Source organism: Rahnella sp. Larv3_ips (genome assembly GCF_003697865.1).
GTDB lineage: Bacteria > Pseudomonadota > Gammaproteobacteria > Enterobacterales > Enterobacteriaceae > Rahnella > Rahnella rivi.
In genome coordinates this window covers 127397-142717 of sequence record NZ_MJIB01000011.1, presented here as the reverse complement: position 1 = coordinate 142717, position 15321 = coordinate 127397, and the positions used below count along the sequence as shown (strand labels likewise).

The window sequence follows — 15321 nt, the reverse complement described above, 5'->3', positions numbered from 1 at the left end:
GATCAGGTCACCGGCGCCGGGTTAAATACCGCCAGCGCATTGTGAATACCCCAGGTATCGGACCAGGTTTTTTTACGACCGCTGGCGATGTCCAGAATAAAGTGGAACAGCTCCCAGCCGACGTCTTCGATGGTGGCGTCGCCGGTGGCGATCGTACCGGCGTTGATGTCCATCAGGTCATGCCAGCGGTTCGCCAGCGTGGTGCGGGTAGCCATTTTTATCACCGGCACCGCCAGCAGGCCGTACGGCGTGCCGCGCCCGGTGGTAAAGACCTGCACAGTGATGCCCGAGGCCAGTTGCTGCGTTCCGCAGACGAAATCACTGGCTGGCGTCGCAGCGAAAATCAGGCCTTTTTTGGTCGGACGTTGCCCCGGAGACAGTACTTCTGAAATTGCGCTGGTGCCCGATTTCGCAATCGAACCGAGTGCTTTTTCTACCACGTTAGCCAGTCCGCCTTTCTTGTTGCCCGGCGACGGGTTGGCGCTGCGGTCGGTTTGTCCGAGGGACAGATAATTATCGTACCAGGCCATCTCTTCCAGCAGGCGTTTACCGACGCTGACGTCAGCAGCACGCGGAGTCAGCAGGTGGATCGCATCGCGCACTTCCGTCACTTCAGAGAACATCACCGTGCCGCCGCAGCGAACCAGCAGATCCGAGGCAAAGCCCACGGCAGGATTGGCGGTCACGCCGGAGAAAGCGTCGCTGCCGCCACACTGCATGCCGACCACCAGGTCAGAGGCCGGACAGGTTTCGCGCTGACGACGGTTCAGCCGTTCCAGATGGAACTGCGCGACGGTCAGGATATCGTCAACCATTGACTGAAAGCCGACGTGCTGCTCATCCTGCAAACGGACGATATGGGTATCGTCGAGGGAAATAGCCTGCACGTCCGGCGTGCCTTCCAGCAGGCGTTCAGGTTGTAATTTCTCACAACCTAAGCCGACCACCATGACTTCGCCGCCAAAGTTCGGGTTCAGTGCCAGATTGTGAATGGTGCGGATCGGGACGACCGCTGCCGGTGCGTTGATCGCCACGCCACATCCGTACAGATGATTCAGCGCCACCACGCCATCGACGTTAGGGAATTTGGGCAGTAAATCACGCTCGATGATTTTTACTACGTAATCCACCACCCCCGCCACACAGTGAACGCTGGTGGTAATGCCGAGCAGATTTTTAGTGCCTACGCTGCCGTCTTCGTTGCGGTAGCCTTCAAACGTGAAGCCTTCCAGCGGCGGCAACGCAGGGGGAACCCGGGTAGCCAGCGGCAGGCTGTTCAGTTCAGGGGCGACCGGCAGTTCGACCAGGGATTCGTCTATCCAGCCGCCCTGGGCGATTTCCCGCACGGCATAACCAATCACTTCACCATAACGAATAATATCGCCGCCTTTGGCAATGGTTTGCAAAGCAACTTTATGGCCCTGAGGAATATGCTCAATTAATTCCAGACCATTTGAAAATCGGGTGCCGGCTTTTAAGCCGTTATCATTCACAATAATGGCAACGTTATCGTTTTCATGAACTTTAATGAAAAGTGCGTCGGTTGCATGCTCTTTATCTTTATTACGTGACATAACTGTCTCCGCGTTTATTAAACATCCCGAAAAAAGAACCTTCGGTTAATTCTCTGAATTCGTAGCGTACAAATGTTGCGTTTTGTCTTTTCGGCAATACAGGGTATGCATCCATTATAAAACAGCTGTCCGGGAACCTCATTGTGCAACTGACCAGCTTTTCACCCGCTGAACGTCATTCTGTGTGGCAGGTGACAGAATAAATGTGATGAATATCACCCTTTGATCTGTGCGGCTTCAGCCGCCGCGTGAACTGTGATTATCCTCCCACAATGATGTGTGAATGCAAAAGAATAGTCGTTTTCAACCGGCGTATTCTTGTGCGAATGCACAGTGTTATTTGAGGCATCGTTTTTTATACTGTGTTGGCCCTCTGAAGGTAGCGTTCAAAGCAATACAGGTAAATTTCAGACATAAATAAATAATTATGAAATGTCTGTCTCATATAAAGGAAAACCGCAGGCGAAAAGTAAAAACGTTATTTCGATAACTGTAATTTCTCTGCGAATGATTCCGTAATAGTAAAATGAGGGTCACCATGAGCGTTCAATCCCAGTCCCGAGTGCTGGCGCAAAGTAAGACGCGAACACATATTCGCTATTATATTTTGCTGATTATATTTCTTATCACGGCGGTGAATTATGCCGACCGTGCAACGCTTTCCATTGCCGGTACCGAGGTCGCGCGTGAGCTGGGCCTGGATGCCGCTGATATGGGGCAAATCTTCGCGGCGTTTGGCTGGGCGTATCTGATCATGCAGTTGCCTGGTGGCTGGCTGCTGGACAAATTTGGTTCCAAAAAAGTCTACACCTACAGCCTGTTTTTCTGGTCACTGTTCACACTGTTACAAGGTTTTGTGGGCTGGTTCCCGCTGGCGTACGGCGCGCTGACGCTGTTCATACTGCGCTTTATGCTCGGTTTCTCCGAAGCGCCTTCCTTCCCGGCCAACGCCCGTATCGTGGCGGCCTGGTTCCCGACGAAAGAACGCGGAACGGCTTCGGCGATTTTTAACTCCGCTCAGTATTTCTCGCTCGCGCTGTTCTCTCCGCTGCTCGGCTGGCTGACCTACGCCTGGGGCTGGGAACATGTCTTTATCGTGATGGGGGTGATCGGTTTTGTGCTGACGCTGGTGTGGATCAAATTTATCCACAACCCGCCGGAACACCCTGGCATATCGAAAAGCGAGCTGGAATTTATTAAAGAAGGCGGCGCGGTGGTCGACATCGACCACAAGAAAGCCGACGGCGCGAAAAGTGGCCCGAAATGGAGCTATGTGCGCCAGATGCTGAGCAACCGCATGATGCTTGGGATCTTCTTCGGCCAATACTTTATTAACAGTATTACGTGGTTCTTCCTGACCTGGTTCCCGATTTATCTGGTTCAGGAAAAGGGTATGTCTATCCTCAAAGTGGGGATGATTGCGGCCATTCCGGCGCTGTGCGGCTTTGCCGGTGGCGTACTCGGCGGCGTGTTCTCCGACTACCTGCTCAAACGCGGTTTCTCCCTGACCGTGGCGCGTAAAATTCCGATTGTGCTGGGCATGCTGTTAGCCACCAGCATCATTTTATGTAACTACACCGATAACAATACCCTGGTCGTTACCCTGATGGCGCTGGCGTTCTTCGGTAAAGGCTTCGGTGCGCTGGGCTGGCCGGTGATTGCAGATACCGCGCCGAAAGAAGTGATTGGCCTGTGCGGCGGTATCTTCAACGTCTTTGGCAACGTCGCGTCAATCGTTACCCCGCTGGTTATCGGCTATATCGTTAAAGGGTTGCATTCTTTCAACATGGCTCTGATTTTCGTCGGCTGTTCCGCCCTGATGGCGATGCTGTGTTACCTGCTGGTTGTCGGTGAAATCAAGCGTCTCGAACTTAAGAAACAGTAAATTGCGATGGCGGGCAGACGGGAACTCCCGCGCCCGCCCTATAACGAGGTCAACTATGAGTAATCCAATGATTCCAAACCGGTTCCGTCAGGACTTACTGCAAGGCAAAACGCTGATCGGATGCTGGGCCGCCTTGTGCAACCCGATTGCCACAGAAGTGTTGGGTGTCGCAGGATTTGACTGGCTGTTGCTCGACGGGGAACACGCACCCAATGACATCAGCACTTTTGTTCCGCAGCTGATGGCGCTTAAAGGCAGCAAAAGCGCCCCGGTCGTGCGACCACCTTTCAACGAGCCGGTGGTGATTAAACGTCTGCTCGATATCGGTTTCTACAATTTCCTGATCCCGTTTGTAGAGACGCAGGAGCAGGCCGAACGTGCCGTCGCCTCCACGCGCTATCCGCCGGCAGGGATCCGCGGCGTTTCCGTTTCGCATCGCAGCAACATGTTTGGCACGGTGCCGGACTACTTCACCAGCATTAACGACAACATCACGGTGATGGTGCAAATCGAGAGCCAGCAGGGCGTTGATAACCTCGATGCGATTGCCGCAACCGACGGCATTGACGGCATATTTGTCGGGCCAAGCGATCTGGCCGCTGGCATGGGGCACCTCGGCAACGCCGGTCATCCGGAAGTACAGGCTGCCATTCGTCACATTTTTGAACGCGCAAAAGCCCACGGAAAATCCAGCGGCATTCTGGCGCCGGTCGAAGCCGATGCGCGCCGCTACATGGAATGGGGCGCGACCTTTGTGGCCGTTGGCAGCGACCTGGGGATTTATCGCGCAGGAACGCAGGCGCTGTGTGATCGCTTCACTAAGTGATCTCATCACATCAATAATCAGAGGATATTCGAATGAAAATTGGCTTTATTGGTTTAGGCATCATGGGCAAGCCTATGAGCAAAAACTTGCTCAAAGCAGGGTATGAACTGGTGGTCATGGACCGCAATCTTGATACCGTGGGCGAAATTGTTGCGCTGGGTGCCACCGCCGCTGACACGCCGAAAGCGGTCGCTGAACAGTCTGACGTGATCATTACTATGCTGCCAAATTCGCCTCAGGTGAAAGACGTGGCGTTGGGCGAAAACGGCCTGATCGAAGGCGCACGTCCCGGGACGATTTTCATCGACATGAGTTCCATCGCACCTCTGGCCAGCCGTGAAATCAGCGAAGCGCTGGCAGCGAAACAGATTGCGATGCTGGATGCACCCGTCTCCGGCGGCGAACCAAAAGCCATCGACGGCACCATGTCGGTGATGGTTGGCGGTGATAAAGCCGTGTTCGATCATTGCTATGACATCATGAAGTCGATGGCGGGATCTGTGGTGCATACCGGCGACATCGGCGCGGGTAACGTCACTAAGCTGGCAAACCAGGTCATTGTTGCGCTGAACATTGCGGCAATGTCAGAAGCACTGGTGCTGGCCACCAAAGCGGGCGTCGATCCTAACCTGGTATTCCAGGCCATCCGGGGTGGACTGGCAGGCAGCACTGTTCTGGAAGCGAAAGCGCCGATGGTGATGGATCGCAATTTCAAACCGGGCTTCCGTATTGATTTGCACATCAAAGATTTAGCCAATGCACTCGACACCTCTCATGGCGTGGGTGCGCAACTGCCTCTGACCTCGCTGGTCATGGAAATGATGCAGGCTCTGAAAGCGGATGGTCACGGGCAATCTGACCATAGCGCCATTGCACGCTATTATGAAAACTTAGCGAAGGTTGAAGTTACCCGTTAGTCAGAGGTGGCCGCGCGGCCAGATGTACGTGAATCGTGCCGCGTTGCCCTTCCGGCAGAAAGCAAAACTGACAGGACGCTATTCCACAACGGCGCGTGCAGTTATGAAGGTAATGACTTTATGAAAATAGTGATCGCACCGGATTCATACAAAGAAAGTTTGTCTGCATTGGATGTGGCGAAGGCCATCGAAAGCGGATTTCGTGAGATTTTTCCTGAGGCGGAATACATTAAATTGCCGGTGGCCGACGGCGGTGAAGGAACGGTAGAAGCCATGGTCGCGGCGACCGGCGGACGCATCGTAAAAGTGAATGTCACCGGCCCGCTGGGCACACCGCTCGACGCGTTCTTCGGGCTTTCCGGCGACGAGAAAATCGCCTTTATCGAAATGGCGGCCGCCAGCGGGCTGGAAAGTGTCCCGGCGGCGCAGCGCAATCCCCTTAAAACCACCTCTTATGGCACAGGCGAACTGATCCATTCGGCACTCGACCATGGCGTCAAACACTGCATCATCGGTATCGGCGGCAGCGCCACCAATGACGGCGGGGCTGGCATGATGCAGGCGCTGGGCGCGAAGTTACTGACTCAGGAGGGTAAATCGATCGGCCAGGGCGGCGGTGAGCTGGAGAAACTGCATCACATTGATATCAGCGGGCTGGATCCGCGGATCAAAAAATGTCGCTTTGAAGTGGCGTGTGACGTGACCAATCCGCTGACCGGCAAAGACGGTGCGTCTGCTATCTTTGGCCCGCAAAAAGGCGCAACGCCTGCGATGATCGAGCAACTCGACGGTTATCTGCATCATTACGCCAGCGTGATCAAACAGGATCTGGGTATCGATGTTGAGCACGTTCCCGGCGCAGGCGCGGCCGGCGGTATGGGCGCAGCACTGTACGGATTCTGCGGCGCGGAATTGCGTCAGGGTATCGAGATCGTCACCGATGCGCTGGGGCTGGATGCGTTAGTGAAAGATGCGACGCTTGTGATCACCGGTGAAGGACGAATCGACAGCCAGAGCATCAACGGCAAGGTGCCGATCGGCGTGGCGCGGGTCGCCAAGCGTTATAACAAACCTGTGATCGGCATTGCGGGCAGCCTGACGAAAGATGTTGATGTGGTGTATGCACACGGGCTGGATGCGGTTTTCAGCGTGCTCTACAGTGTGTGTACGCTGGAAGATGCGCTGAAAAATGCCGCTGATAATCTGCGTAAATCAGCACGCAATATTGCCGCGACCATTAAGTTATCGCAAAAGCTCTGAAAGCATATTTACAGTAAAAATCAGCAACAATGCGTCATTAAAAAACCGGTGTTCAGGCCCAGCCTGCGCCGGTTTTTGTGTTTTATTCCCGACGATTTTACGTTAGTTTTTAGAATCAAATCGCAACAGGAACGTAGCCATGTCAGAGATTGATTTTTCGAAGCAACCGGTCAATACACAAACTAAAGGTTTAGGGCCACTCAGCGCGGATGCCTGCATGGGCGATATTCGCCAGCAAGGCTGGAATATCCTGCGCGAGGACGTCAGCCTGCCGGTGGCAGTGCTGCTCGAGGAGAGAATCGAACACAATCTTTCATGGATGCGTGAATTTATTCAGCGTTATCAGTTAAAACTCGCGCCACACGGCAAAACCACCATGAGCCCGGAGCTGTATAAGATGCAGCTGGAGTTTGGCGCGTGGGGCATCACGCTGGCGACCGCGCCGCAGGTTAATGCCGCTTTTAAGCACGGTGTGCGCAAAGTCATCATGGCGAACCAGCTGATTGGCAAAGGCAATATGGCGATAATTGCCGGATTGCTGCGAGAGGATCCTGATTTCGAATTTTCCTGCGTGGTGGATTCTGCCGACAACGTTGATGCCCTCGGCCATTACTTCGCCAGCCAGCAACTGACGTTACGCATGATGTTTGAGTACGGTATTCAGGGTGGGCGTACCGGTATCCGTACCGCAGAACAGGAAGCAGACGTGCTGGCCGCGGTCAAACGCTGGCCGCAGTCTCTGGCGCTGATCGGTGTCGAGCTGTATGAAGGTGTCAGCAACGACGAAGCGGCGATCCGTGCATTTCTGCGCCACGTCGTCGCGCGTACTGAAGCGCTGGCGCAGGCAGGTGAATTCGCCGAACAACAGGTGATATTAACCGGTGCAGGTTCCGCCTGGTTTGATGTGGTAGCGGAGGAGTTAACGCGTGAGAGCCGCTATCTGGACTGCGATAAACGGTATCAGCTGGATGTGATTTTGCGTTCAGGCTGTTACGTCACGCATGACGTCGGCGCCTATCAGGCTGCACTGGAAAGAATGCAAACCAGTAATCCGGTGGCACGGGAAATGAACAGCAGCTTACAGCCTGCTTTGCAGGTTTGGGCGGCCGTGCAGTCATTGCCGGAGCCGGGCCGGGCGATTATCGCTTTCGGCAAACGTGACGCCGGTTACGACGCCGGATACCCGAAAGCCGCCGGTCATTTCCGTCCCCGCAGTGCAACACAGTCAGGCTATACCACCGTCGTCCCAGCACCGGAAGACTGGAAGGTTTATGCGATGATGGATCAGCATGCATTTATGTCGATCCCTGAAAATGCCGATTTGAAAGTCGGTGACATGCTGGTGTTCGACATTTGCCACCCCTGTCTGACATTCGACAAATGGCGTCAGCTGTTGCTGGTGAATGAGCAGTGGGACGTGACCGGCGCAGTGACGACCTGGTTTTGACAGACGTTCACTACCTGTAAAAACGCCCGGACATTGCCGGGCGTTTTGTATGAAACGTTTAACTCTTTACCTCCACCTACCTCGGTAAATACGCCACCGCAGCCCGTTTCACATTCTCAATCTCATCAAGCAGTTCAAACCATTCCGGTTCCAGAGTTTCCACGCCGACGCCCTGACGCAGTTGCTGTTCGATGTAATAGCACAGCTGTTTCAGGCGCGGGACGCCGCTGTAGCTGCAACTGCCGTGCAGTTTATGGATGAGCGCGAGGATATCGTCGTCGGTTTCACCTCTGGCGACGGCATCCACACGCACGGCGACCTGTGGCAGGAATTCCACCAGCATTTGCAGTAAATCCTGCGCCAGTGCAACTTTATTGGCGGACTGGCTTAACGCCAGTTGCCAGTCGAGCGTGTTGTTTGGCGCGAGATCTTCCTGCGTTTGCAGCGGAGAATCCTGCTGATTCTGATGAGAGTAATGGCGCGACAGGACGTTTTTCAACATGCCTTCGTCGATAGGTTTCGCCAGATAATCGTCCATACCCAGTTTGAGTAGCTGTTCACGTTCGCCGCTCAGTGAGTGGGCGGTGACCGCCACTACCGGCGTGCTGGCGTGGCGCGCCATCTGATGAATGATTTCGCTGGCACGAATGCCATCTATATCCGGCATCTGGATGTCCATCAAAATGATGTCCAGATCAGTGTGACGGGCCACTTCAATCGCTTCTTCGCCGCTGTGACACAGCACGGTGGTTTCGACCAGCTCTTCCAGCAGCGCACCAATCAGCTTGAGGTTGGCCGGATTATCATCCACCGCCATTGCCGTGAGCGGCAGTCGTGCCGCTTTAGTCTCATCTGAACCGAGGATCCTCACTGCCGGTTGTTGCTCTTTTAACAACAATGGCAGCAGGCGGATGCTGGACATCGGTTTGATCAGGCACGCCTGCACTCCGCGGCGTTTGAGCTCTTCAGCCTCAACCTGGAACTGACTTGGCAGCGCCAGCAGCAGGTGCCGCGTCATGCTCAGCACGCGTTTTAACCGGTCGTCATAATCTGCCAGGGTCTGTTCTGGTTTGACCGGAATGCTGCACAGCATCATGTCGTAGTAGTTATCCGGCAGTGCGGCAAGCGAGGTGCGATGCGTGACCTCAAGCGGTGTCGCCTGCAAAATTTCCATCGTAGCCTTGGCGGCCGCCGGGTTGGCTTCCACATAGGCCAGACGTTTACCTTCGAGGGAACTCATGGAAACCGGCGTCACATGACGGTTTTCATTCAGCTCGAGCGTCACGTGGAACCAGAAAGTTGAACCGCGGTTGATCTGGCTGTAGAAGCTGATGTCGCCGCCCATCTCTTTGACCAGACGCTGGGTGATCACCAGGCCTAATCCGGTGCCGCCGTGGCGGCGCGAAATGCTGGCATCGGCCTGACGGAAAGCCTGGAAAAGTTGCGACTGCTGCCGCTCTGAAATCCCGATGCCGGTGTCGTGGATCTGCACCTCCAGTTCGACCTGCAAATTGTTCTGCGAACGCAGCTCGACATTGATGTCGATGTTGCCGGATTCAGTGAACTTAATCGCATTTCCCAGCAAGTTAGTGACAACTTGCTGCATTCGCATCGGATCGCCCAGCACGTTTTCCGGCACATTGTTGTGCACGTTGAGCGTCAGTTCGAGGCCTTTGTCGTGCGCGGTATGTGCCAGCAGGATCACCACTTCATCGAGCATCTCATGCAGTGAGAAAGGAATGTGCTCCAGCACCAGTTTACCGGCTTCCAGCTTAGAGAAGTCCAGAACGTCATTGATGATGGTCAGCAGGTTATTCGCTGAACGTTCAATGGTTTGCAGATAATCAGCCTGCGTCGGCGACAGCGGAGTTTTGAGCGTCTGGCGGGTGAAACCAATCACGCCGTTGAGCGGGGTCCGCAGCTCATGAGACATGTTGGCGAGGAATTCAGATTTGATACGCGCCGCTTCCTGAGCGCGCTTTTTCGCCAGATCCAGTTCGACGTTCTGGATTTCCATCTGCTCAAGCGTTTCCCGCAGATCGGACGTGGCCTGATCGATATTCTGCTGCACTTCTTCGTGGTACGCCGTCAGCGACATCGCCATCGAGTTAATGCCGTTTTTTAGCATACTCAGTTCGCCGGGCATGTTGCCTTCCACACGGCTGTCGAGTTGCCCGCGGCGGATGCGGTCAACGGTGTTGACCATGTTTCGGATAGGCCCGGTGACGTCGCGCATCAGGCGATAAGCGAACAGTGTGGCAATGCCCAGACACAGCAATAACAGCATGGTCGAGACAAAGGCTTCCTGATATTGCGCCAGCCGGACCGAGCTGAGATCTAACTCAACGGCGATATAACCGAGGGTATGCTCAGGAGACGAACTGAACGAATCATCATCCGCCTCGGTATGATTCTCCGCCTGAACCGGGGTGCGCAGGATCAGCGAATCGCCGAAACGTGCCTGGGTCAGTTCGCGAGGGATATCTTTTACGCTTTTGACCTGCAGCGGGCTGCCTTCATGCAGGGAATTGGAGCTGGCGAACAGCTTATTGTCGCCATCAAAAACGCTGATGCTGCGGACAATGTCCGAGTGATTGCGGTGCAGACGGCTGATAAGGCGCTTCACCGGTTCTCGCTCCCGGAACGTCATTCCGTATTCGCTCGCGACGGCCAGGGGTTCAATAATACTGGCTCCGGCGTCGATCAGCTGATTCTGCAACTCGTTGTATCGGTGAACCACAAAGAAGGTGCTGAGCAGCAAACCGATCATTAATGTCGGTGCCAGAATCAGGATCATCATCCGTGCGCGAAGGCTATATTTGGTCATGAGGTTCCAATGTGGGAGAATTACCTAAAGTAAGCTTAATAAACCAGCGTGCAATCGACAATAATGGCTCAATTCTACTCTCCGAACCGCCGTGTGACGACCCGGCAAACGATAACTGTGACCGCCACCGATCTTGATGCTTTCGGGCAGGGTGTTTCGCGTCATAACGGTAAAGCCGTGTTTGTCAGTGGCGTATTGCCCGGCGAGCAGGCGGAAGTGATTTTAACAGAAGATAAAAGTAAGTACGCCAAAGGGCGACTGAAACGTTTGCTGACCACCAGCGCCGACCGGGTAAAACCGGCGTGTCCGCACTATTCTGTCTGCGGGGGATGCCAGCAACAGCACGCCAGTGAAGCATTACAGCAGCGCAGCAAATCCGCCTCGCTGTTACGGCTGATCTCCCGGGAAACCGGTATTCAGCCCGAAGAGCAACCGGTGATCGCCGGTCCGCAATACGGTTACCGGCGCCGTGCGCGTCTCGGATTACAAATCGCCGGCGCGAAGCCAGGGCGAAAACCGGGAAACGGACCGCTGGTGATGGGTTTTCGTCAGGAAGGATCAAACGATCTGGTGGCGATCACCCGCTGTCCGGTACTGCGTCCGGAGCTTGAGCAACTGCTGGTGCCGGTGCAGGAATGTCTGGCGTCACTGACGGCGGCGAAGCGGCTGGGACATCTGGAAATGGTGCTGGCCGATAACGGCGCGCTGCTGGTGCTGCGCCATCTGGATCCGCTCAGCGAGGCGGATCGCGCGCGTCTTACCGCGTTTGCTCAACACCATCAGTTAACGCTGTTTCTGGCACCTGACAGCGAGACGCTGGAGCGTTTGCACGGCGACGTGCCAACGTATCAGATTGATGGTCTTAGCCTGACCTTCGGCCCGCGTGATTTTATTCAGGTTAATGACGCCGTGAACCAACAAATGGTGGCACAGGCGTTGGAATGGCTGGCGCTGACGCCAGAAGATCGCGTGCTGGATTTGTTTTGCGGCATGGGAAATTTCACCCTTCCGCTGGCAAAAAGAGCTAAGCGGGTTGTCGGAGTTGAAGGTGTTGCTACACTGGTGGCGAATGGGCAAGATAATGCCCGAAATAACGGATTAGAAAATGCGTCATTCTTCCACGAAAATCTGGAGGACGACGTCAGTCAGCAACCCTGGGCGGCGCAAGGCTTCAATAAAGTCTTGCTGGATCCTGCACGGGGTGGTGCGGCGGGCGTGATGGCGCATATCGTAAAGCTTGCTCCGCAGCGCGTGGTGTATGTGTCCTGTAATCCCACGACATTGGCTCGGGACAGTAAAATTTTGTTGGAGGCGGGTTATCGGTTGGCTCAGGTTCGTATGCTGGATATGTTTCCGCACACCGGGCACCTTGAATCGATGGCTCTGTTTATCAACCCATCTGACACCGGGGTTGTGTCAGACACGTAGGGAGAGGGTATGGTTGCGGTAAGAAGTGCACATCTGAACACGGCTGGCGAGTTTGCGCTCGACGACTGGATTAACAGTTTGGGGCTGTCCAGCCAGCAGTCATGTGACCGTTTAGCCGAAACCTGGCGCTACTGCGAGCAGCAAACGCAGGGCCATCCGGACGCGTCGCTCTTATTGTGGCGCGGTCTTGAGATGGTGGAAATCCTCTCGACCCTCAGTATGGACAACGACAGTATGCGCGCCGCGCTGCTGTTCCCGCTGGTCGATGATGGCATCATTGATGAAAACACGCTGACGGAGCAGTTCGGTAAAGGCATTACCGATCTGGTGCACGGCGTGCGTGATATGGATGCCATCCGCCAGCTGAAAGCCACGCAAAATGACTCCATGGCCTCCGAGCAGGTGGACAACGTCCGCCGTATGCTGCTGGCGATGGTGGAAGATTTCCGCTGCGTGGTGCTGAAACTTGCCGAACGTATCGCGCATCTGCGTGAAGTGAAAGACGCGCCGGAAGAAGAGCGCGTACTGGCGGCAAAAGAATGTACCAACATCTATGCGCCGCTGGCTAACCGCCTCGGTATCGGCCAGCTCAAATGGGAGCTGGAAGATTTCTGCTTCCGCTATCTGCATCCTGATGAATACAAACGCATTGCCAAACTGTTGCATGAGCGTCGTATCGACCGTGAACAGTACATCGATGATTTTGTGTCCACCGTAAAAAATGCGATGGGCGAAGAAGGCATCAAAGTTGATGTCTATGGTCGGCCAAAACACATCTACAGCATCTGGCGCAAGATGCAGAAAAAATCCCTGTCCTTTGACGAACTGTTCGACGTGCGCGCCGTGCGCATCGTGGTGGAACGTTTACAGGATTGCTACGCCGCGTTAGGGATTGTGCACACCCATTTCCGCCATCTGCCGGATGAATTCGACGATTACGTCGCCAACCCGAAACCGAACGGTTATCAGTCGATTCACACCGTGGTGTTAGGGCCGCGCGGTAAAACGCTGGAAGTGCAAATCCGTACCCGCCAGATGCATGAAGATGCCGAACTGGGCGTCGCGGCGCACTGGAAATACAAAGAAGGCACCGCCGTGGTGGGTGGGCGCAGCGGTGGCTACGAAGGCCGCATTGCCTGGCTGCGTAAACTTATCGCGTGGCAGGAAGAGATGGCTGATTCGGGCGAAATGCTCGACGAAGTGCGCAGTCAGGTCTTTGATGATCGCGTTTACGTGTTTACGCCAAAAGGCGATGTCATCGACCTGCCAATGGGCTCCACGCCGCTCGATTTTGCGTATCACATCCACAGTGATGTCGGGCACCGCTGTATCGGGGCAAAAATCGGCGGGCGCATTGTGCCGTTTACCTATCAGTTGCAAATGGGCGATCAGATTGAAATCATCACCCAGAAGCATGCGAACCCAAGCCGTGACTGGCTGAACCCGAGCCTCGGTTACGTGACGACCAGCCGCGGGCGGTCGAAGATCCAAAACTGGTTCCGTAAACAGGATCGCGACAAAAATATTATTGCCGGTAAGCAGATCCTCGACGACGAACTGGATCGTATGGATATCAGCATCAAAGATGCCGAGAAACTGCTTCTGCCGCGCTATAACGTCAACTCGCTGGACGAAGTGCTGGCCGCCATTGGCAACGGCGATATCCGCATCAACCAGATGGTCAACTTCCTGCAATCGCAGCTGAAAAAGCCGAGTGCGGAAGAGCTGGATAAAGAGGCGATGCGTCAGCTGACGCAGAAAACCACACCGGCTCCACAACGTAACGGCAGTAAAGATAACGGACGCGTGGTGGTGGAAGGCGTGGGCAATCTGATGCACCACATTGCGCGCTGCTGCCAGCCGATTCCGGGCGACGAAATCGTCGGCTACATCACGCAGGGACGGGGGATTTCTATCCACCGCGCCGATTGTGATCAGCTGGAAGATTTGCGTCTGAACGCCCCTGAGCGCGTGGTTGACGCCGTCTGGGGCGAAAGCTACTCCAGCGGCTATTCTCTGGTTGTGCGCGTCGTGGCCAACGATCGCAGCGGCCTGCTGCGTGACATCACCACTATTCTTGCCAACGAGAAGGTGAACGTGCTCGGCGTCGCCAGCCGCAGTGATACCAAACAGCAACTGGCGACCATCGACATGGATATCGAGATCTACAATCCGCAGGTTCTGGGGCGCGTGATCGCCAAACTGAACCAGCTGCCGGATGTCATCGACGCCAAACGCCTGCACGGCAACTGATCGTATAAACGTAAAGGCCCGCCCGTCGGGCCTTTTTCATTCCTGCTTTGGCAAACCCCTTTTTAAACGGACAGATCTCATGACCGAATCACCCCTGCAACGCTTACTCACCATCATGAAAACCCTGCGCGACCCGGCTGCAGGTTGCCCGTGGGATAAAGAACAAACCTTCGAGACTATCGCCCCGTATACGCTGGAAGAAACTTACGAAGTGCTGGATGCCATCGCGCGCAAAGATTATGACGAGGTGCGTGATGAACTGGGCGATTTGCTGTTTCAGGTGGTGTTTTACGCCCAAATGGGCAGCGAGCAGGGGTTGTTTGGTTTCGACGATATCTGCAACGCAATCTCGGATAAACTCGAGCGTCGTCATCCGAAAATCTTTGGTGATGAGGCTGCATGGTCAAAAGACGCCAGCAGCAAAGACGTTCTGGTGAAATGGGAAGCGCGCAAGGCGCTGGAGCGGGCGGACAAATCACTGCATTCGGCGCTCGACGATATTCCATCCGCACTGCCTGCGCTGATGAAAGCGCACAAAATTCAGAAGCGTTGCTCAAACGTGGGCTTCGACTGGACCACGCTCGGCCCGGTGCTGGATAAAGTCTATGAAGAAATCGATGAAGTGATGTTTGAAGCGCGTCAGGCGGTGATCGACGAAGAAAAACTCGGTGAGGAAATTGGCGATTTGCTGTTCGCCACGGTTAACCTTTCCCGGCATTTAGGTCACAAAGCAGAAGATGCGCTGCAAGCCGCTAACCGTAAGTTCGAGCGTCGTTTCCGTCAGGTTGAAAACATCATCCGCGAGCAGGGGCTGAGCATGGAAGACGCGACCTTAGAGCAGATGGAAGCCGCCTGGCAGCAGGTAAAGCAGGGTGAAGCGGTAAAACCTGTGCTCTGACTTTGA

General features: G+C 54.9%; 10 protein-coding genes. 8 read left to right on the top strand and 2 right to left on the bottom strand.

Annotation, left to right across the window (positions count from 1 at the left end; all coding sequences use genetic code 11):
* Nucleotides 1-2 precede the first annotated feature (2 nt).
* Nucleotides 3-1574 carry a galactarate dehydratase gene (gene garD, locus ED901_RS15540; RefSeq protein ID WP_056772910.1) on the bottom strand — a complete coding sequence of 524 codons (1572 nt, stop codon included), beginning with the start codon at nucleotides 1572-1574 and terminating at the stop codon, nucleotides 3-5.
* A 538-nt stretch (nucleotides 1575-2112) separates the two neighbouring features.
* On the opposite strand from garD, the gene ED901_RS15535 reads away from it, so the two are divergent.
* The 5 genes from ED901_RS15535 (at nucleotide 2113) to ED901_RS15515 (ending at nucleotide 7909) form a co-directional block, all read left to right on the top strand.
* Complete coding sequence (locus ED901_RS15535) at nucleotides 2113-3459, top strand: MFS transporter (RefSeq protein WP_122096456.1); 1347 nt, start codon at nucleotides 2113-2115, stop codon at nucleotides 3457-3459.
* Nucleotides 3460-3514: 55 nt separating this feature from the next.
* Nucleotides 3515-4285 (top strand): 2-dehydro-3-deoxyglucarate aldolase, encoded by a 771-nt coding sequence (gene garL / locus ED901_RS15530; protein ID WP_122096455.1) that lies wholly within the window; start codon nucleotides 3515-3517, stop codon nucleotides 4283-4285.
* A gap of 26 nt (nucleotides 4286-4311) precedes the next feature.
* Nucleotides 4312-5202: a 2-hydroxy-3-oxopropionate reductase gene (garR, locus tag ED901_RS15525; protein ID WP_183850157.1), complete on the top strand. Its 891-nt coding sequence runs from the start codon at nucleotides 4312-4314 to the stop codon at nucleotides 5200-5202.
* 120 nt (nucleotides 5203-5322) lie between these two features.
* Nucleotides 5323-6462, top strand: coding sequence for a glycerate kinase (locus tag ED901_RS15520; protein WP_122096453.1), 1140 nt, complete (start codon nucleotides 5323-5325; stop codon nucleotides 6460-6462).
* A 139-nt stretch (nucleotides 6463-6601) separates the two neighbouring features.
* A complete protein-coding gene (locus ED901_RS15515) occupies nucleotides 6602-7909 on the top strand; it encodes an amino acid deaminase (RefSeq protein ID WP_122096452.1) in 1308 nt (435 codons plus the stop codon).
* Nucleotides 7910-7985: 76 nt separating this feature from the next.
* On the opposite strand, the gene barA is transcribed toward ED901_RS15515, so the two are convergent.
* Complete coding sequence (gene barA, locus ED901_RS15510) at nucleotides 7986-10736, bottom strand: two-component sensor histidine kinase BarA (RefSeq protein ID WP_122096451.1); 2751 nt, start codon at nucleotides 10734-10736, stop codon at nucleotides 7986-7988.
* Nucleotides 10737-10799: 63 nt separating this feature from the next.
* Between barA and rlmD the strand changes: the two genes are divergently transcribed.
* The 3 genes from rlmD (at nucleotide 10800) to mazG (ending at nucleotide 15315) form a co-directional block, all read left to right on the top strand.
* A complete protein-coding gene (gene rlmD, locus ED901_RS15505; RefSeq protein WP_122096450.1) occupies nucleotides 10800-12164 on the top strand; it encodes a 23S rRNA (uracil(1939)-C(5))-methyltransferase RlmD in 1365 nt (454 codons plus the stop codon).
* A 9-nt stretch (nucleotides 12165-12173) separates the two neighbouring features.
* Entirely contained in the window at nucleotides 12174-14417 is a 2244-nt protein-coding gene (relA, locus tag ED901_RS15500) for a GTP diphosphokinase (protein WP_056772881.1), read from the top strand.
* A gap of 79 nt (nucleotides 14418-14496) precedes the next feature.
* Nucleotides 14497-15315, top strand: a complete 819-nt coding sequence (gene mazG, locus ED901_RS15495; protein ID WP_122096449.1) for a nucleoside triphosphate pyrophosphohydrolase — start codon at nucleotides 14497-14499, stop codon at nucleotides 15313-15315.
* Nucleotides 15316-15321: the final 6 nt, after the last annotated feature.

Excerpts from the sequence above, each read along its gene's own strand:
- ED901_RS15520 (WP_122096453.1), top strand. The coding sequence starts at position 5,323 with ATGAAAATAGTGATCGCACCGGATTCATACAAAGAAAGTTTGTCTGCA.
- garD (WP_056772910.1), bottom strand. The coding sequence starts at position 1,574 with ATGTCACGTAATAAAGATAAAGAGCATGCAACCGACGCACTTTTCATT.
- mazG (WP_122096449.1), top strand. The coding sequence starts at position 14,497 with ATGACCGAATCACCCCTGCAACGCTTACTCACCATCATGAAAACCCTG.
- relA (WP_056772881.1), top strand. The coding sequence starts at position 12,174 with ATGGTTGCGGTAAGAAGTGCACATCTGAACACGGCTGGCGAGTTTGCG.
- barA (WP_122096451.1), bottom strand. The coding sequence starts at position 10,736 with ATGACCAAATATAGCCTTCGCGCACGGATGATGATCCTGATTCTGGCA.
- garL (WP_122096455.1), top strand. The coding sequence starts at position 3,515 with ATGAGTAATCCAATGATTCCAAACCGGTTCCGTCAGGACTTACTGCAA.
- rlmD (WP_122096450.1), top strand. The coding sequence starts at position 10,800 with ATGGCTCAATTCTACTCTCCGAACCGCCGTGTGACGACCCGGCAAACG.
- ED901_RS15515 (WP_122096452.1), top strand. The coding sequence starts at position 6,602 with ATGTCAGAGATTGATTTTTCGAAGCAACCGGTCAATACACAAACTAAA.
- ED901_RS15535 (WP_122096456.1), top strand. The coding sequence starts at position 2,113 with ATGAGCGTTCAATCCCAGTCCCGAGTGCTGGCGCAAAGTAAGACGCGA.